Consider the following 17,897-nt stretch of genomic DNA (forward strand, 5'->3'; position numbering starts at 1 on the left):
ATAACGGGCAGTTTGCCGTCTTGGCTAGGCGTGCGGGCGGCATAATGATGTCATTGGGTCATGCGTTTCGGTGACCGTGGGTTTTTGGACGAGGCCATTCGATGTATACCGCACAAGGCAAAATCGATCAGCACGCAGTGATTGAGCAGTACTTGCCGATGGTGAGACGCCACGCGCTCTCCCTTCAAGTGCGCCTGCCCGCCAGCGTGGAGCTCGACGATCTCATCCAGGCCGGAATGCTGGGCCTGCTGGATGCCATGGGCCGTTACGACAATGCGCACGGCGCCAGCTTCTCGACCTATGCCAATCAGCGAATTCGCGGCGCGATGATCGATGAACTTCGCAGTCGTGACTGGATGCCGCGGAGCGTGCGGCGCAGTGCCCGAGCCCTGGACCAGGCGGTGAGAAGGCTGGAGCAGCAACTCGGCCGCGCCCCGGAAGAGCGGGAGATAGCTCGCGAGATGGGAATATCCCGCGACGAATACCATCAACTGCTGACGGACGCCAACAACGGCTTCCTGCTGGCGTACGACGAGAGCGATAGCGAGAACGGCGTAACGGCGGTTTCCGAGGGGGGGCCGCCATCGCCGCTGGAGGCGCTGCTCGACGCGGATAACCGGGCCAACGTCATGGCGGCGATCGATGCGCTGCCGGAACGCGAGAAACTGCTGCTGGGGCTCTATTATCAGGAGGAGCTCAACCTGAAGGAGATCGGTGCCGTGCTCGGCGTCAGTGAGTCCCGGGTCTGCCAACTGCACAGCCAGGCGGTTTCCCGGCTGAGAAGTCGGCTCAATCACTGATCGGGTCCCGGTCGGCCGAGAGGCCGGGATAACTCTACGCCGCCGGCTCTGACAGACTCATCGACCCGGGGACGGTCACCGTGACCGCTCCCGGGTCGACGCCACTCAGTGTCCGAACGGGGCCCTCGAACTGGCGCCTGTCAATCCGCGGATGGCGCCGCGCGAACCGCCGCCGCAACCTGCCGCGCCACGTCCTTCCACACCGCACCCAACGCGCGCACCAGCGCCGGATAACCGTCATTCTCCAGCGGCCGCGTCACGTCGAAATGTCGTTGCATCATCAGCCGGTTTCCGTCGTGGAGTTGCCACTCTCCGGAGGCCACGGCGCGACCGTCGTAGCGTCCCTGGAACTGATCGACGCTCAGCGATAGCCGCTGCGCCCCAGCGCCGCCCTGAGCCGAGCTGACGACCGTCACGCCCGGCAGCTCGGCAGACAGCGACTGGCGCAACTGGCGTGTCAACTGGTGGCCCAGCTCTTCGGCCCACAGATTCTGATTGGCGGCATTGAGCTCGATATCGCTGGTCTGCATCACGATACCTTCCTGATCGAGATAGCTGGCCACCTCGACCGGGCTGACGCTGAGTTGCCGATTCCCGGAGATCGATGACGTTGGCGACGGCGGACTCTCGACCTCCGGCAGGGTATAGCGATTGGTTGGTGTCGATTGCGCGGCACAACCCGCCAGGGCCGCGGTCGCGATCATCAGCAGGGTCGTGGCGCCGAACCGGCGCCAGCGGAACATGAGTGAGGCCATCATTGGGGAGCTCTCGGCACAGGGTCGGTTTGGACTTCGCGATCGAAGATCAGCGCATTGGGCTGCTCGCGAAGCGTCTTGGCCACCGGCTGCAGATCGCGCATCAATATTTCCAGCTGCTTGAGGGTGTCATTCAACTGACGGTACCCCGAGGAGCCGGCAGAGAAGCCATTCAGCGTATTCTGCAACTCCTGGAGCGTGTCGTTGAGACTGCCCGGTAGCTGTTGCGTCGCGGGGTCGGAGACGATGGCATTGACCGATTCGGCGATCTGACGCACCTGCTCCAGCGTCTGCTGAGAGGTCTGCATCGTCTGATCCAGGCGGTCGAGAATCGGCTCGACTTGCAGATTGTTGAGCTTGTCCAGCAGGTTCGAGATCTTCTGTTCGATCTGGGCGAAACCACCGGAAACGGTCGGGAACACGGGCTTGCCGTCGAACGTCAGCGCCTTGTAGGGATCGGCGTCCTGGCTGAAGTTGAGGTCGACGAACAGTGCGCCGGTCAGCAGGTTGCCGGCCTTCAGTGTCGCCCGCAAACCATACTCCTTGAACATGGTCTGGAAACGATCCCTGACTTCCTGGTCGTCGATGTCCTCGTTGACGTTTTCGCTGCTCTCCAGCCGCTGGGGCTCGATCCGAATCAGTACCGGGATCGCGAACTGGGTCAGGGTATCGGGCTGCGGGGCAGTGAAGTGCCAGGGGACACTGACGACCGTGCCCACGCGCACGCCACGATACTCCACCGGCGCGCCGCGACTGAGCCCTCGAACGGTGTCGTCGACCAGCAGGACATATTCGATGTACTGGTCATAGGTGCCCTCGCGCGCACTCTCCTCGTTGTTGTAGAGGGTGTAGGTCGTGTCCTGCTTGGCGGGATTGCCGCGGGCGATATCCTCGGGAACGCCGAAGGTCACGCCGCCGCTGATCAACGTCTCGAACGAGTCCAGGTTGACGTTCACCCCCTCCGAATCCAGCTGCACGTCGATGCCGGAAGAGCTCCAGAAACGCGTGGTATCGGTCACCAGGCTGTCGTAGGGAGACTGGATGAAGATGCGGTGGCGCATCTCGCGTTTGTCGGGGTCGAAATCGGTACTCTCCACGCGACCGACGGTATAGCCCTGGTAGGTGACCGGATCGCCGGCGCTGAGCGAATTGCCGACCTGACTCACCAGGTTGATCCTGAGTCCAGGGGCATCCGGCGGTGCGACCGGAGGCTGTTCGAGGACATCGAAGCTGTCCTGGGCTTCATCGCTCTTGCCCGGCGCGAGCTGGATGTAAGCGCCGGACAGCACGGTATTGAGACCGCTGATGCCCTCACGCCCGATGCGTGGCTTGACCACCCAGAAGCGTGTCTCGGCATTGAGCATTCGCTCCGCGTCGTTGGACATGCGCGCCGTGACCACGGTGTGTGACAAGTCGTCGGACAGGCGGACGGCCTCGACATGGCCGACTTCGACATTACGCGTCTTGATCAGGGTCTTGCCGGCCTCTATGCCCTCGGCGTTGTCCATGTTCAGCGTGATCAACGGCCCTCGGCTGGAAATGTTGTCCCACACCATCCAGGCACCGATCAGCGCCGCTAGTAGAGGCACTATCCAGATCGGCGAGAGTCGCGATTGCGACACCCGTTTGGCGCGTTGCATCGAATCAGGCATCGTCGGCTTCCTTGACGGGCGAATAGGGTGACTGGCGTTTGAGCGCGGCCGGCATGTGGGGCTGCATGTTGCGCGCGTCCCAGATCAGGCGTGGGTCGAAGCTGATCGCGGCCAGCATGGTAATGATGACCACCGCGGAAAAGGCGAGCGCCGCCGGGCCTGGCGTGATCGCCAGCAGCGATCCGGCATGGACCAGCGACACCAGAATGGCGACCACGAAGACGTCGATCATCGACCAGCGCCCGATCAGTTCGGTGATCCGGTACAGCTTCTGGCGCTTGTGCTTGAATTCGGATTCACCGCTGCGCCGGACTGTAATGCAGAGCCAGCCGAGTGCGAAGACTTTACCGATCGGCACTACGACACTGGCGGTGAAAATGACCAGCGCGATGGGCCAATCGCCGTGGCCGAGAAAGATCATGACGCCGCCGATGATGGTCGAGGGCGTTTCGTTGCCCAGCGACGTCGTGGTCATGATCGGGTAGAGATTGGCGGGGATGTAGCAGAGAGTTGCCGCGATCAGCAGCGCCCAGGTCTTCTGCAGACTGTGAGGGCTCCGGAAGCGTAGCGGCTCGCCACAGCGCTGGCAACGCCCTCGCCCGAAATGGCCGAGGCGATTGACCAGGCCGCAGGTCGGGCAACCGGTGAGCTTCTGTTCGGCGGCCGGCTGGCCCGGTCGGCACCCCTCGGGGGCGAGCGGCTCACCCACCAGCGAGAACCACATCCAGTCGGTATCGATGGAGCGTGTGGTCAGCAGCAGCAGCAGGGCATAGACGCAGAACGCCCAGAACGACAGGCCCAGGTCGACGGATGCCATGCCGGCGATCTTGATCAGGCTGACGAGGGCGCCGATGACGAACACGTCCGCCATCATCCAGGGGCCTAGATGGGAGAGCGCGCGAGCGATGCGGTAGCTCCGTGGCAGCGGACGTCGTTGCAGGAGGCCGAGGTGCAGCCAGACGACGGCGAGAAGATAGACCGTGGGCAGTACCACGACCGTCAGCAGGACCAGCATGCCGACGAACGGCTCGTGGAACCTGACGAGACTGGCGGAGGTGTCGGCGAGATGAATGGCATTGCTGACACCGCGCGCTTCGAAACTGATGAACGGGAAGTAGAGCGCCGCCGCCAACGCCATCAAGGCGCTGATGGCAAATGCCAGGCTGCGCTCGGCGGGGCGAAAATGTCGATGGCTAAGCGTATGACCACAGCGTGGGCAACTGGCTCGCTCGCCCGGATGCAGAGGCGGTAGCGCGACCAGCAGATCGCATTCGTGGCAAGCACGAAGACGACGACGCGTCCGTCGAGGCGTCAGGAAGCTCGTCTTGTCGATGTCAGAGTCACTCTTGCCTGCTGCCAAAGCCATACCCGATGAGAAAGCTGGATGAGAGGCGTACCACGCTACTTGATGTCAGCATGTTACTGGAATACATACGTCCGTGCATGTTTGTTGGATGCACTCGAAGACGCTGGCGCTGTTTTCGAAAAGTCACGATAGTTCAGCCGCTTGGATACTATAGTAGGCTAAGGTCGTTTTGCCGAAGAAGCACAATCGCTTACATGAGCGGCAGAGACGTCTTCCGGCGAGCTCCGGAGCGCAGCCGGGCGTTCTGCCGTTGCCCCGTCATTGGTTGTCGGGGTCTTACAAACATAGGGGAGATCCTAACGTGTGGATGGCGCTGGCGGCCATTGTGGCCGGACTCGTGGTATTGGTGTGGAGTGCCGGCCGGTTCGTGGATGGCGCCGCGGCGACGGCTCGTCATCTGGGACTTCCTCCACTGTTGATCGGCATGGTGGTGATCGGTTTCGGCACCTCGGCTCCGGAACTGATGGTTTCGGCGTTGGCAGCCGTCCAGGGCAATCCCGGCTTGGCGCTGGGGAACGCCTACGGCTCGAACATTACCAATATCGCCCTGATCGTGGGGCTGGTGGCGGTGATCAGCCCGTTGACGGTGCACTCTCAAGTCATCCGCCAGGAGTTGCCGGTGCTTGGTGGCGTGACGCTGATTTCGCTGTGGTGCCTGCATGACGGCGTGATCTCGCGCGTCGATGCGGTCGTCCTGCTGGCACTGCTCTTTGGTTTTCTTGGCTACAGCATCTGGCGGGCCCGCAGTACCCACGGCGATGCGCTGGAGGCCGATGTCGAGGCGAATGCGGCAGGAGACGCCATGTCGCTGAAGCGCGGCGTGGTCTGGACGCTGGTCGGCTTGCTGATGCTGATCGTCAGCTCGCGCTTTCTGGTATGGGGCGCGGTCACGGTCGCCGAAGCATTCGGGGTTAGCGACCTGGTCATTGGACTGACGGTGGTCGCCATCGGCACTTCGCTGCCGGAACTTGCGTCTTCCATCAGTGCGGTGCGCAAGAACGAGCACGACCTGGTGATCGGCAACGTGGTGGGCTCCAACCTGTTCAACACACTGGCGGTCGTCGGCCTGGCCGGCGTGATACATCCCATCGACGTCGATCCCGACGTGCTGGTCCGGGATTGGCCGGTCATGGCGGCATTGACGCTGGCGCTGCTGGTATTCGGCATCGGGATCAAGGGGCAGGGCCGCATCAATCGGCTGGAAGGTGCGGTGTTGCTGCTCAGTTTCGTGGTCTACACCACGTGGCTGGTCTACAGCGTGATCGGCACGCGCTAGGGAATCGACTCGGGCCACCCGACCGTCATGGATGGGGATGCCACGGAGCCAACCCGCTCAGCGCTTGCTGGAGCGGTACCAGATCATCACAGCAGGCCGGGGCATGGGATTGGTGGTCGATACGTATACGCTCGCGGTCGGGGAAGGTCGCCTCGAGGTGATCGATCCAAGGGCGTTGCTCCTCGCGCCAGTTGGCGAGCCATTGGCTGTCGACCTCGGCGGGCAGGCACTTGTTGATGACCACGGCGCCGACGTGCAGGCCGTGGCTCTCGAGCAGTTCGCGGGTGCGTGCGGTTTCCAGTGCCGGCAGCCGTTCCGGGTTGGCGACCAGGATCACCGCCGAGTGCGCGGGGCAGGTCAGGTGCTCGCGGGCGGCGGCGAGACGCCCGCGGCGACGCATCAGCGTCTCCTGGATGGGGTCGTCGACGACCTCGCCGTCGCCGAGCCACGCCTTGTAGTCGCTGCGTACCTTGCGGCGGCGCTGCATCAATCCCTCCACCCAAGCGCCCATGATCTCGGGCAGCGCCAGTAGACGTACCGTGTGCCCGCCGGGCGCGGTGTCGAAGATCAGCCGATCGTACGCGTCGCCGGTATCCAGCAACAGGCCCACCAGAGCATCGAACAGGGCGGCTTCCTCGGTGCCGGGAGCGTGCCGTGCGAGGTCGAGCTGGCGAAACACGGTTTCGCTGCGTTCGCCGCTGACCAGGGGGCGCAGCGTGGCCTTGACCTGTTCCAGGTAGCGTTGCGTCTCGTGATCGGGATCGAGCTCGACGACGTCGAGACCGGCCTGCATGCGCGTTGGACTCGGCCCCGGCGAGCGCCCGAACAGGTCGGCCAGATTGTGGGCCGGGTCGGTGGAGACCAGCAGGGTCCGCCAGCCGGCCGCCGCGCAGCTCAAGGCATAGGCGGTAGCGCAACTGGTCTTGCCGACGCCACCCTTGCCGCCGAAGAAAAGGCTCTTGGCCATGCGGGGTTCCTTGTGCGACATGCGTCCGCCTAGCAGCAGCGGAAGCCCGCCAGGGGCGAGCGCGGCATGCCCTGACGGGTGTGCCACTCGTGGAAGCGGTCGAGCATGTGCGGGTAGAGCTCCAGTGTCATGTCGCTGACGGGATTGGGGATTCCCATCATGTCGCAGAAGCACAGCAGCATGAAGAGATCCTCCTCATCCTGCAGCTCCCGGGCGATTTCGCGCCGGTGTGGCAGGCTCAGGACCGCGTCGTATCCCTGGATTGCACGGTGTAGCCGCGATCGCCACAAGGCAATCGCGGAGCTTTCCTTGTCAGTGCGATTCATCGGAACTCAGCGCCTGGCCCCGTGGGGTTTTTTCACCCTGGCGGAAGCTGCGCGACGCCTCGAGGAGGATCCACAGCGTGAACACCATGATCAGGCTACCGAAGATGAACAGCAGCCAGTTGCGGTCGGCATCGCCGAAACCCGACCAGGTGAAGATCACCTGCTGGCCCATGGCCCATAGCGTCATGACCAGCAGGAACAGCATGGGGGCCAGGGTGAAGATCACCGGGCGGCCCTGGCGCTTGAGCCATACCGAGACCAGCATCAGCGTGATGCCGGCCAGCAGCTGGTTGCTGGTGCCGAACAGCGGCCACAGCAGGTAGCCGCCGGAGCCGAAGCCGTTGGGACCTTCCGGCAGGATGACCAGCGCGCCGCTGGTGATGACGGCAATGCTGGTCGCGACGTGCTTGCGGGCGATGACCGGCATGCCGTACTCGTTGCCCAGCTCGGCAATGATGTAGCGCATCAGGCGCACGGCGGTATCCAGGGTGGTGGCGGCGAAGCTCACCACGATCACCGCGATCAGCGTCGACCCCACCTGTTCGGGAATGCCGAGATTGCCGGCGAGCTGTCCGGCACCCCTTACGAACGACCCCAGGCCGTTCGAACCGGCCGCGGAAAAGCTCGAATAGGTGGCGGTGAAGTCGGCGCCTGAAGCAAACAGGGTGCCCACCGCGATGATGGCGATCATCGCCAGCATGCCTTCGCCCAGGGCGCCGCCGTAGCCGATCATCCGTGCATCGGTCTCCTTGTCCAACTGCTTGGAGGTGGTGCCCGAGGCGACCAGGCCATGGAAGCCGGAGATCGCGCCGCAGGCGATGGTGATGAACAGCAGCGGATACCAGCTGATTTCCGCCTCGCCGTTGATGCTGGGCGCGGTCATCTCCGGCGCGCCGAACAGCAGCCCCAGGTACAGCAGCGCCAGGCCGACCACCAACTGATGCGAATTGATGTAGTCGCGCGGCTGCAGCAGTTTCCAGACGGGGAGCGTCGAGGCGATGTAGACGTACACCATCAACACCACGATCCAGACCAGAAAGGCCATCGAGGTTCCGTTGAAGCCGCCGACGACCGGTGCGTCGGCCCCGCCGAACCAGCTCACCAGGTCGAACTGCAGCAGCTGCACCTCGCTGGCCACCAGCACCGCGCCGTACATCACCGCCAGAGCGACCACCGACGGCAGCAGCATCGAGCCCGAATGGCGATAGACGCGATAGCCGATCCACACGGCAAGCGGAATCTGGATGAAGACCGACAGCACACTGGCCGGGAAGGTGATGAACAGCTTGGCGATGACCCAGGCGAAGACCGCGTTGACCATCAATACCAGAATCAAGATGATGAACAGGAACAGCAGTTTGGCACGCTGTCCGATCAGCCGGTTGGCCAGTGTCCCGATCGAATGGCCCTTGTGACGGTTGGAGAGCACTACCGCGCCGAAGTCGTGGACGCCGGCGGCGAAGACGGTGCCCAGCACCACCCACAGGATGGCCGGCAACCAGCCCCAGTAGATCGCGATGGCAGGCCCCACGATGGGCGCCGCCCCGGCCACCGAGGTGAAATGGTGGCCCCACAGAATCCACTTGTTGGTGGGGACGTAGTCGACACCGTCGCGATAGGTGTGCGCCGGCGTTTGAAAATCGGCGTCGAGTCGGTAGATGCGTTCGGCGATGAACTTCGAATAGAACCGATAGCCCATCACGAAACACACGGTACCGAACAGGGCGATCCAGATAGCGTTCATGGGCATCCCCTAGACCGTTCCGGTGGGCGTGGCGGAGCACGGCCACCTGCGTTGTCGTGGTATGCCTACACTACCGAAGAACAGGAGGGCGCTCCGTTAGACGAACGCATCAGGCGCGCGAGGGGCCCTGACGAGACCCGAGACCTCCCACCTGCGGCTCAACCCGGGGGCTTGCGATCGAACCGCAGCGCGGTTCTCAACGCGATCTGGCCGATCACGGCAGCCGTGGCCAGTACCACGGCCGCACCCAGGGCCGGATTGTCGCCCAGGCCGGCCAGCGCCGTGCACAGAGCGCCGATGCCCATCTGGGCGAATCCGTAGAGCCCGGCCGCGGAGCCGACCACCTTGGGGTTGATGCCCACTGCCAGCGTCAACGCGGTCGGTCCGGTCATTCCCACCCCGAAGGTGAACAGCAGCACCGAGGCTTCGAGGGTGACCGCCGAAGCCCAGCCCGCCAGCACGATGACCAGCATCGAGATTCCGCCCGCCAGGCTCAGCAGGCTGGCAGAAAGCATCAATCGCACCAGGCCGATGCGGTGAATGGTGCGATTGGTGATGAAGTTGCCCAGCGAGATGCTGAGGATCAGCAGCGACAGATAGTACGCCACGTGGCTCGCCGGCTTGCCCAGCTGTTCGACGAAGATGAACGGCGCCGAGGCGACGAAAGCGAACATCGCCGTGGTGACGCAACCACCGCCGATCGCGTACCCGATGAAGGCGGGAGAGCGGAGCAGGGTGCGATACTCGTGGGCCAGGTTTGGCAGGTTGATGCGACCGGTGGCTTGTGCCGTTTCCGGCATCAGCCGCCAGACGAACAGCAGGTTGCCGACACCCATCAGGCAGAGTGCCAGCAGTACGGTTCGCCAACCCAGTGCCGATGTCAGCAGGCTGCCGATCAGCGGCGCCATGGCCGGGCCGATGGCGACCACCAGGTTGAGCACCGCCAGGCGCTGCACCGCTCGGTCCGGGGCCGCGGTGTCGCGGATCATGGCGCGCCCCAGCGCCAGCCCGGCGCAGCCACCGAAGGCCTGGAAGAAACGCGCCACGATCAGCATCTCGACGCTCTGCGCCTGCCAGGCGACGACGCCCGCGATGCTGTAGATGGCCATGCCGAGCATCAACGCCGGTCGTCTTCCCAGCGCGTCGGAGAGCGGGCCATAGAAGAGCTGGCCGAGCGCCAGACCCAGTATGTAGAGGCTGATGGTCAACTGCATCCGGGCGTTGTCGGCGTGCAGCGCCTCTCCGGCGATCGGCAGCGCCGGCACGAAGATGTGCATGGCCAGCGTGCCGGCCAGGGTGATCATGACCAGCATCCACAGGGCCGGCACGGGACCGGCCTTTGTCGTCTGGGCCGGGGAGGCCGAGCGGGCGGTCGAGGAGGTCGGGTCGGTCACGAAGCGCCTCGTGAACAGGGATAAGAGTCAGGCGGGATCCAATAGCGGGATAGCCATTAGCCTGTATGTCATTCGAACCTTACGCGATCTGACTTTGTATGACTATTTGACGTATGACTATTTGACCAAAGCCGTCTGTCGCGTGACGAAGCAGGGCGGCCCCCGGTCGTCACGGCGTGTCAGCCAGGCATATTGTCGCAGGTGTGCTGGAATCCGCCGGGATGAAAGTCGGGTCTGCGGGTGGCGCGGAGGCTTGGAAACCCTCGTGGTTGGCGACTTTCGGCAGCATTGCCTAGGTTGTCTAGAGCGTTGCGCGCAATAGTGCGGCATGGGGCTGCGACAACCGGACACGGCGGCCCGGCCCAGGGTCGCGCCTATGATAGGGCGCATCGAACGGCTGCAATGGCCGGGCGAGGGACAAACAGCAAACAGTCAGATGAAACAGCTGCCGTCGGGGTATGAGGGAACCGCTGCCCTGGCGCTTGCGAGGAGTCAGCCATGGCGTTAGATCCTATCCTGCTATCACGATTGCAGTTCGCCTTCGTGGTCTCTTTTCACGCGATATTTCCCGTCTTCACGATAGGGCTCGCTTCCTATGTGGCGGTGTTGCAGGGTCTCTACGTCGCGACCGGTAACGCGGTCTGGGATCGTCTGGGTCTGTTCTGGACCAAGATCTTCGCCGTCGTCTTCGGCATGGGCGTGGTTTCCGGCATCGTCATGGCCTTCCAGTTCGGTACCAACTGGAGCAATTTCTCCCAGTTCGCCTCGAACTTCATCGGGCCGATGCTGAGCTACGAAGTGATCACGGCGTTCTTCCTGGAGGCCGGGTTCCTCGGCGTGCTGCTGTTCGGCCGCCATCGTGTCTCGCCGTCGGTGCATTTCTTCGCTGCGCTGATGGTCGCCATCGGTACCTTCATCTCGGCCTTCTGGATTCTGGCCACCAACAGCTGGATGCAGACGCCGCAGGGCTACGAGATCCGCGAGGGTGTCGTGCACGTGACCTCCTGGCTGGAGGCCATGTTCACGCCCTCCTTCCCGTATCGATTCGCGCACATGGCGCTGGCGGCCTTCCTGACCGGTGGCTTCGTGGTCTGCGGGGTCAGTGCCTGGTTCCTGCTCAGACGGCGCGATGTCGAGGCGCACAAGCGAGCGCTCTCCATGACCATGTGGCTGCTGCTGATTCTGGCACCACTCCAGGCTTTCGTGGGTGACGAACACGGTCTCAACACCCTCGAGCATCAGCCGATGAAGATTGCGGCGATGGAGGGGAACTGGGAGACCCAGTCCAATGTTCCATTGCTGCTGTTCGCGCTTCCGGACCGCGAGCTCCAGGCCAACCGCTTCGAGATCGGTATCCCCAACGGCGCCAGTCTGATTCTGCGTCACGATGTCGATGGCGTGGTCCCGGGGCTCAAGGAGATCCCCGTCGATCAGCAGCAGCCGGTCTGGATCGTCTTCTACAGCTTCCGGGTCATGGTCGCGCTGGGTCTGCTGATGATCGCGTTTGCCGTCACCGGGCTGGTGCTTCGCCGTGGCGGGAAGCTGTACACCTCGCGCTGGTTCCTGCATGGCCTGCAGGGCATGAGCCTGGCACCGTTCATCGCGGTGCTGGCGGGGTGGTTCGTGACCGAGATCGGGCGCTCGCCCTGGCTGGTCTACAACGTGCTCTCCTATGCGGATGCGGTCACGCCCTCGCTGACGGGTGGCATGGTCCTGGCGACGCTGATCGGCTATGTCGCGGTCTACGCGGTGATCTTCTGGGCCGGCATCTACTACCTGTTCAAGGTCGTTCGCCAGGGGCTGGACGATCTCGGTGCGGACGAGGAAGTCCATGATGCCGACCGCCCCATGCGTCCCTTGTCCGCCACCCACGTGCCATTCGACGGCACCACCGCGTCATCCAGGAGCTGAGCCATGGAAATGTATGATCTGTCGCTGATCTGGGCCGTCATCATCGCGTTCGGCGTGATCATGTACGTGCTGATGGACGGGTTCGACCTGGGCCTGGGCATCCTGTTTCCATTCGCCCCCGACGAGGACGCCCGCGACGTGATGATGAACTCCGTCGCACCGGTATGGGACGGCAACGAGACCTGGCTGGTGCTCGGCGGTGCCGGTCTCATCGCTGCTTTCCCGCTGGTCTACACCATCCTGCTCCCGGCGCTCTACCTGGGGGTATTCCTGATGTTGGCCGGATTGATCTTCCGTGGCGTGGCGTTCGAATTTCGCTTCAAGTCCAAGCGGACGCGGGGCTGGTGGAACGCGGCCTTCGCCGGCGGCTCCTTCGTCGCGGCGTTCGCCCAGGGCTGCGTGGTGGGGGCCTACATCCAGGGCTTCGAAACCGCGAATCGCGTCTATACCGGTGGAGCGTTCGACTGGTTGACGCCGTTCTCGGTCCTCACCGGCATCGGGCTGGTGGTCGGTTACACCCTGCTGGGCGCGACCTGGCTGGTGCTGAAGTCCGAGGGACATGTCCGCGAGTGGGCGCGTGGCTTGATTCCCGGGCTGCTGATCGGCGTGCTGGCGATATTCGTCATCGTCAGTCTGTGGACGCCCTGGATCGATCCGGGCGTGTTCGACCGCTGGTTCGACCATCTGCAGGTGATCTGGCTGCTGCCGTTCGCGGCTCTGCTCTGCGCGGCCGGAATCTACCTTGCCACTCGCCGTCGTCGTGAAGGGCTGGCATTCCTGTTGACGCTGGGCCTGTTCATCTTCACCTACCTCGGACTGCTGGTCAGCCGCTGGCCCTACGTGATCCCACCGGATTACACTCTCTGGGACGCCGCCTCGGCGCCGGAATCCCAGTTCTTCATCCTGATCGGGGTGCTGTTCGTGGTGCCGATCGTGCTGACCTACACCGCGTGGTCCTATTGGGTCTTCCGCGGCAAGGTCCGCGTCGGTGAGGGCTACCATTGAGCGCCGCCAGGCGATCCGCTAACCCGTCACGCGAGTGGCTGAAGCAGCAGGCGGCCGATGTCCGGCCCTGGTATCGTGGGGCCGTCTGCTGCGGGCTGCTGGTGGGCGTTGCCACGCTGATCCAGATGGGGGCGTTGGCCTGGGTCGTCGATCGCGTCATCTCGGACGGCGCCTCGCTCGAGGCGGTCGTCGGTGGTGTCTCGGCGATCGTCGCCGCCATTGCCGCCCGGGCAACGGCGCAATGGGGGCAGGAGGTCTGCGGCCAGGCGTGCGGCCTGCGCGTGAAGCAGCGGGTGCGTGCGCTGTTGCTGGCGCGCCTGCAACAGCTCGGCCCCGTGCGACTGGCGTCCCGGCATAGCGCCGGTCTCGCCAGCCAGCTGGTGGATCAGGTCGAGTCGCTTGAGGGCTACTACGCCCGCTTCTTGCCGCAGATGGTGCTGGCGGCGCTGATCCCCTTGATCTATCTCGCCGTGGTGTTCTGGCTCAACTGGCTGGCGGCGATCTGGCTGTTGATCGCGGCGCCGCTGATTCCGCTGTTCATGGCGCTGATCGGGATGGGCGCGCAGCGCCTCAACGAAGCGCAGTTCCAGGCGGTCACCCGGCTTTCGGGGCATTTTCTCGACCGGGTGCGGGGCATCGCCACGCTGCAACTGTTCGGTCTGGCCGAGCGCAGCGTCGAAGAGGTGAGCGAGGTCGCCCACGACTATCGGCGGCGAAGCCTCAAGACGCTGAGGGTCGCCTTCCTGTCGTCGGCGGTGCTCGAATTCTTCGCGGCGGTCTCCGTCGCGGTGGTGGCGATCTACATCGGCTTCGGCCTGCTGGGCTATATCCAGTACGGCCCCGCCGACCAGCTCGATCTGTTCAGCGGGTTGTTCATCCTGCTGCTGGCCCCGGAGTTCTTCCAGCCGCTGCGCACCCTTTCTCAGCACTACCATGACCGGGCTTCCGCCCTGGGCGCGGCGGAAGGGCTGGTGGCGCTGCTGGAGCCGGAGGCCGACGAGAAGGGCGCGCCGGCGGGAATCGGCGGTGAAACCGAGGCGCACGAGACCCCGCGCCAGCTTCCCGGTGCGGTCGCGCTCGACGCTGTCGAGTTGCGCCATCGCGGGCGGGAGCGAATTCTCGGGCCGCTGTCGCTGAAGATCGATCCCGGCGAGGTCGTGGCGCTAATCGGCCCCTCCGGCAGTGGCAAGTCGAGCCTGCTGCAACTGATCGCGGGCTTCATCGCGCCCAGCGCGGGGAGGGTTCGGGTCACCCCGACGCCGGCAATCGCCTGGCTGGACCAGCGACCGCTGATCGTCCAGGGCACCCTCGCTGAGAATCTGCGCCTGGTGGCGCCGGATGCCAGCGATGACGCGCTGCGTAGCGCCCTGGAGGAGGCCGGATTGGGAGGCTGGCTGCGCGCCGCCGAGTCTGGCCTCGACACCCCGCTGGGCGAGCGGGGCGTCGGGCTCTCCGGCGGCGAAGGGCAGCGGCTGGCGCTGGCTAGGGTCTTTCTCTCGCCAGCGAAGCTGGTGCTGCTGGACGAACCGACGGCAGCCCTCGATCCGGAGACCGAGCGCGAGGTCATCGCCGGCCTGACCCGGCTGGCCGCCAGCGGTCGCACCCTGATCGTCGCTACCCATCATCCCGCGATCATGGCCATGGCCGGTCGTGTCCTCGCCATCGAGGCGGGCAGGCTGTCCGCGGTTGAGCGTCCGGATCTCTCCCGGGAGGCGCACTCATGAAGTCACTGCTCTCGCTGCGGCCATGGCTCGGCGTCCTGGCCGAGCGTCGCGGCCGGCTCCTGATCGGCGCGCTGCTGATGCTCGCCACGCTGCTCAGCGCACTCGGGCTACTGTCGCTGTCCGGCTGGTTCATCACCGCCACGGCGATCGCGGCGGTCAGCGCAACCGGCTACCTGGACGTCTTCACCCCCGGCAGCGGTATCCGGTTCTTCGCCGTCTCCCGCACCGCCAGCCGCTATCTGGAACGGCTCTACAACCACGACACCATATTGCGACTGCTGGCGGATCTTCGCGGGCGCGTGTTCGCGGGCCTGGTCACCCTGGACGCGCGCACGTTGGCACGAGCCCGCGCTTCCCAGTGGCTCCATCGACTGACGGCGGATATCGACACGCTCGACAATCTCTATCTGCGCCTGCTGGCGCCGCCGCTGGCGGCTCTGATCAGCGTGCTGGCATTCGCCGCTTTCGCCAGCGCCTTCCTGCCCGTCGCCGGAATCGTGCTGCTGGCCATTCTGTTGCCGCTGGGCGTGCTGGCGACCGCCGGCTGCGGCTGGTGGGGGTGGCGCGCCAGCCATCGCCGGATCGATCGGCAGGAACGGCTGCGGACGCGCGCCATCGAGCAGGTCGAGGGGCTGGCCGAATTGACCAGCTACCGGGCGCTGGAGGCACATCGCGCGCTCTGGCGCCGCGAGGAGCAGGCGCTGCTCGACGATCAGCGTCAACTCGGCCGGCGTACTGCCACGGGCAATCTCGTCGTCACGCTCGGCGTCCAACTGGCGACGCTGCTGGTTCTGCTGGTGGGGCTCGAGGCCTTTCGCGGCGGCCAGGTGAGCGGGCCGGTGATGGTGATGCTGGCGCTGGGCACGCTGGCGGTCAGCGAGGGGCTGGGTAATCTGCCGATGGCATTCACCCAGTTGGGGGCCACGGTACGGGCCGCCGAGCGGCTCAACGCCCAGGCCGAGCTGAAGACGCCGCTGGCCGGGGACCGGCTCACGTCCGGAGGGACTGCGCCATCGCTGGTCTATCGGGATGTCGAGGTCACCCACGGCGCGCGAACCGTCTTCAGCGACCTGAATCTGGTCATTGGAGCCGGCCGGAAAGTCGGCATCATCGGCCCCTCCGGGATCGGCAAGTCGACACTGGCGCAGTTGGCGGTGCGCGCATTCGATCCCCAGGCGGGGCGCATCGAATTCGACTCCCAGGATATCTCCCGGCTGGCGCCCGACTCGTTGCGAGCGCGAATCGGCTATCTCACCCAGCGCAGCGAGCTGTTCCACGACACCCTGGCCGCCAACCTGCGCATGGGGAACCCGGATGCCAGCGATGCCGAACTCTGGGCCGTGCTCGACAGTGTCGAGCTCGAGGCCTGGGCGCGATCGCTGCCGGACGGCCTGGAAACCTGGGTCGGCGAGCAGGGGCGCCAGCTCTCCGGCGGCCAGGCGCGTCGCGTCGCCTTGGCGCGGGTGATGTTGCGCAATTCGCCGCTGGTGATCCTGGATGAGCCCCTGAGCGGGCTGGATGCCGAGACGGCGGCCTCGATCCAGTCGACACTGGATACTTGGCTGGCAGGACGCACGGCGCTGCTGCTGGGCCATGATCGCCAGGCGCTGTCAGCCTGTGACGAATGTTGGAGGCTGATGCCGGCCCGGACGGGGAGGGTCGGCGAGCGCGAGTTATCAAAAATGTAGACATTTATCCAATAGTGTCGACATTCACTGGGGCGTTACCCTGACCACATCTTGCCCGTCCGAGCTGTCGAAGCCGGGCGATTCCATCGATGTCAGGAGCGCCAATCATGTCCGGTTTCCAGTGGGATGACCCTTTTCTGTTCGACCAGCAGCTCGACGAAGAGGAGCGCCAGATTCAGCAGCTGGCACGCGACTACTGCCAGGAGCGCCTGCAGCCTCGCGTGCTGGAGGCTTTCGAGCGCGACCATTTCGACCGCGAGATCCTGCGCGAGATGGGCGGGCTCGGCCTGCTGGGGGCCACCGTGGCCGAGGCCTACGGTGGCGCGGGCGCCAACCACGTCGCCTACGGCCTGATCGCGCGTGAGGTCGAGCGGGTCGATTCCGGCTATCGTTCCGCCATGAGCGTGCAGTCCTCGCTGGTGATGCACCCGATCGAGGCTTACGGCAGCGAGGCGCAGAAGCAGCGCTACCTGCCCGAACTTGCGAGCGGCGAGATGGTGGGCTGTTTCGGCCTGACCGAGCCCAATGCGGGCTCCGATCCCGGCAGCATGCAGACTCGGGCCAGGAAGGTCGATGGCGGCTATCGTCTCAGCGGCCAGAAGACCTGGATCACCAACAGCCCCATCGCCGACGTCGCCGTGGTGTGGGCCAAGTCCGACGCCCACGAGGGCAAGATCAAGGGGTTTCTGGTCGACCGGGGCGCCGATGGCTTCTCCACGCCCACCATCCAGGCCAAGGCGTCGTTACGGGCGTCGGTCACCGGCGAGATCGTGCTCGATGACGTCTTCGTCGACGAGGAGGCGCTGCTGCCCGGCGCTGCCGGGTTGAGCGGGCCATTCGGATGTCTCAACAAGGCCCGTTACGGGATCGGTTGGGGCACCATGGGGGCGGCGGAGTTCTGCTGGCACGCCGCCCGCCAGTACACCCTGGACCGGGAGCAGTTCGGCCGGCCACTGGCCGCCACGCAACTGGTCCAGGTCAAGCTGGCCGACATGCAGACGGAGATTGCGCTTGGCCTCCAGGCGTGTCTGCGGGTCGGGCGGCTGCTGGACGCTGGCCAGGCGACCCCGGAAATGATCTCGCTGATCAAGCGCAATCACTGCGGCAAGGCGCTTAACATTGCCCGCGTCTCGCGAGACATGCACGGCGGCAACGGTATTTCGCTGGAGTTCGGCGTGATCCGCCACATGATCAACCTGGAGACGGTCAACACCTACGAGGGGACGCACGACGTCCATGCGCTGATCCTGGGGCGTGCCCAGACCGGCATCCAGGCGTTCGGTTGAAGG

14 protein-coding genes are annotated in these 17,897 nt (G+C 64.9%); 7 read left to right on the forward strand and 7 right to left on the reverse strand.

All coding sequences use genetic code 11. The annotated features are described in order from the left end of the window. Positions 1–101 precede the first annotated feature (101 nt). Positions 102–800: an RNA polymerase sigma factor FliA gene (locus DOM56_RS11025; RefSeq protein ID WP_110708798.1), complete on the forward strand. Its 699-nt coding sequence runs from the start codon at positions 102–104 to the stop codon at positions 798–800. Positions 801–940: 140 nt separating this feature from the next. On the opposite strand, the gene DOM56_RS11030 is transcribed toward DOM56_RS11025, so the two are convergent. The 3 genes from DOM56_RS11030 to DOM56_RS11040 are packed head-to-tail and all read right to left on the reverse strand — an operon-like array spanning position 941 to position 4,540. Then, positions 941–1,558: an ABC-type transport auxiliary lipoprotein family protein gene (locus DOM56_RS11030; RefSeq protein ID WP_232822254.1), complete on the reverse strand. Its 618-nt coding sequence runs from the start codon at positions 1,556–1,558 to the stop codon at positions 941–943. Further along, positions 1,555–3,207, reverse strand: a complete 1,653-nt coding sequence (gene pqiB, locus DOM56_RS11035; protein WP_110708799.1) for an intermembrane transport protein PqiB — start codon at positions 3,205–3,207, stop codon at positions 1,555–1,557. The genes DOM56_RS11030 and pqiB overlap by 4 nt, the downstream gene beginning before the upstream one ends. Beyond that, complete coding sequence (locus tag DOM56_RS11040; RefSeq protein WP_232822280.1) at positions 3,200–4,540, reverse strand: paraquat-inducible protein A; 1,341 nt, start codon at positions 4,538–4,540, stop codon at positions 3,200–3,202. Before DOM56_RS11040 ends, pqiB begins: the two co-directional genes overlap by 8 nt. Before the next feature lie 340 nt (positions 4,541–4,880). On the opposite strand from DOM56_RS11040, the gene DOM56_RS11045 reads away from it, so the two are divergent. Then, entirely contained in the window at positions 4,881–5,849 is a 969-nt protein-coding gene (locus DOM56_RS11045; RefSeq protein WP_232822281.1) for a calcium/sodium antiporter, read from the forward strand. Positions 5,850–5,874: 25 nt separating this feature from the next. Here the strand turns inward: DOM56_RS11045 and DOM56_RS11050 are convergent, their stop codons facing one another. From DOM56_RS11050 to DOM56_RS11065, 4 genes are all read right to left on the reverse strand, one after another. Next, positions 5,875–6,816, reverse strand: a complete 942-nt coding sequence (locus DOM56_RS11050) for an ArsA family ATPase (RefSeq protein WP_157958212.1) — start codon at positions 6,814–6,816, stop codon at positions 5,875–5,877. A gap of 29 nt (positions 6,817–6,845) precedes the next feature. Next, positions 6,846–7,142, reverse strand: a complete 297-nt coding sequence (locus DOM56_RS11055) for a cory-CC-star protein (protein WP_110708803.1) — start codon at positions 7,140–7,142, stop codon at positions 6,846–6,848. Next, positions 7,129–8,886 (reverse strand): carbon starvation protein A, encoded by a 1,758-nt coding sequence (locus DOM56_RS11060; protein WP_110709335.1) that lies wholly within the window; start codon positions 8,884–8,886, stop codon positions 7,129–7,131. Before DOM56_RS11060 ends, DOM56_RS11055 begins: the two co-directional genes overlap by 14 nt. A 158-nt stretch (positions 8,887–9,044) precedes the next feature. Then, positions 9,045–10,280 carry a multidrug effflux MFS transporter gene (locus DOM56_RS11065; protein ID WP_198655754.1) on the reverse strand — a complete coding sequence of 412 codons (1,236 nt, stop codon included), beginning with the start codon at positions 10,278–10,280 and terminating at the stop codon, positions 9,045–9,047. Between the two features lie 498 nt (positions 10,281–10,778). On the opposite strand from DOM56_RS11065, the gene DOM56_RS11070 reads away from it, so the two are divergent. The 5 genes from DOM56_RS11070 to DOM56_RS11090 all read left to right on the forward strand — a co-directional run bounded on the left by DOM56_RS11070 (position 10,779) and on the right by DOM56_RS11090 (position 17,894). Continuing rightward, positions 10,779–12,191 carry a cytochrome ubiquinol oxidase subunit I gene (locus tag DOM56_RS11070; RefSeq protein WP_110708804.1) on the forward strand — a complete coding sequence of 471 codons (1,413 nt, stop codon included), beginning with the start codon at positions 10,779–10,781 and terminating at the stop codon, positions 12,189–12,191. A 3-nt stretch (positions 12,192–12,194) separates the two neighbouring features. Then, a complete protein-coding gene (gene cydB, locus DOM56_RS11075) occupies positions 12,195–13,196 on the forward strand; it encodes a cytochrome d ubiquinol oxidase subunit II (protein ID WP_110708805.1) in 1,002 nt (333 codons plus the stop codon). Then, positions 13,193–14,920, forward strand: a complete 1,728-nt coding sequence (gene cydD / locus DOM56_RS11080; RefSeq protein WP_110708806.1) for a thiol reductant ABC exporter subunit CydD — start codon at positions 13,193–13,195, stop codon at positions 14,918–14,920. Before cydB ends, cydD begins: the two co-directional genes overlap by 4 nt. Continuing rightward, entirely contained in the window at positions 14,917–16,608 is a 1,692-nt protein-coding gene (gene cydC / locus DOM56_RS11085) for a thiol reductant ABC exporter subunit CydC (protein WP_110708807.1), read from the forward strand. The genes cydD and cydC overlap by 4 nt, the downstream gene beginning before the upstream one ends. A gap of 107 nt (positions 16,609–16,715) precedes the next feature. Then, entirely contained in the window at positions 16,716–17,894 is a 1,179-nt protein-coding gene (locus DOM56_RS11090) for an acyl-CoA dehydrogenase (protein ID WP_110708808.1), read from the forward strand. The last annotated feature ends 3 nt before the right edge of the window (positions 17,895–17,897 follow it).

It is taken from the genome of Salinicola sp. CR57 (genome assembly GCF_003206585.1).
In the GTDB taxonomy this organism is placed as follows: Bacteria; Pseudomonadota; Gammaproteobacteria; order Pseudomonadales; family Halomonadaceae; genus Salinicola; species Salinicola lusitanus.

Excerpts from the sequence above, each read along its gene's own strand:
- DOM56_RS11090 (WP_110708808.1), top strand. The coding sequence starts at position 16,716 with ATGTCCGGTTTCCAGTGGGATGACCCTTTTCTGTTCGACCAGCAGCTC.
- DOM56_RS11060 (WP_110709335.1), bottom strand. The coding sequence starts at position 8,886 with ATGAACGCTATCTGGATCGCCCTGTTCGGTACCGTGTGTTTCGTGATG.
- pqiB (WP_110708799.1), bottom strand. The coding sequence starts at position 3,207 with ATGCCTGATTCGATGCAACGCGCCAAACGGGTGTCGCAATCGCGACTC.
- DOM56_RS11055 (WP_110708803.1), bottom strand. The coding sequence starts at position 7,142 with ATGAATCGCACTGACAAGGAAAGCTCCGCGATTGCCTTGTGGCGATCG.
- cydC (WP_110708807.1), top strand. The coding sequence starts at position 14,917 with ATGAAGTCACTGCTCTCGCTGCGGCCATGGCTCGGCGTCCTGGCCGAG.
- DOM56_RS11025 (WP_110708798.1), top strand. The coding sequence starts at position 102 with ATGTATACCGCACAAGGCAAAATCGATCAGCACGCAGTGATTGAGCAG.
- cydB (WP_110708805.1), top strand. The coding sequence starts at position 12,195 with ATGGAAATGTATGATCTGTCGCTGATCTGGGCCGTCATCATCGCGTTC.
- DOM56_RS11050 (WP_157958212.1), bottom strand. The coding sequence starts at position 6,816 with ATGGCCAAGAGCCTTTTCTTCGGCGGCAAGGGTGGCGTCGGCAAGACC.
- DOM56_RS11045 (WP_232822281.1), top strand. The coding sequence starts at position 4,881 with ATGGCGCTGGCGGCCATTGTGGCCGGACTCGTGGTATTGGTGTGGAGT.
- DOM56_RS11030 (WP_232822254.1), bottom strand. The coding sequence starts at position 1,558 with ATGATGGCCTCACTCATGTTCCGCTGGCGCCGGTTCGGCGCCACGACC.
- DOM56_RS11070 (WP_110708804.1), top strand. The coding sequence starts at position 10,779 with ATGGCGTTAGATCCTATCCTGCTATCACGATTGCAGTTCGCCTTCGTG.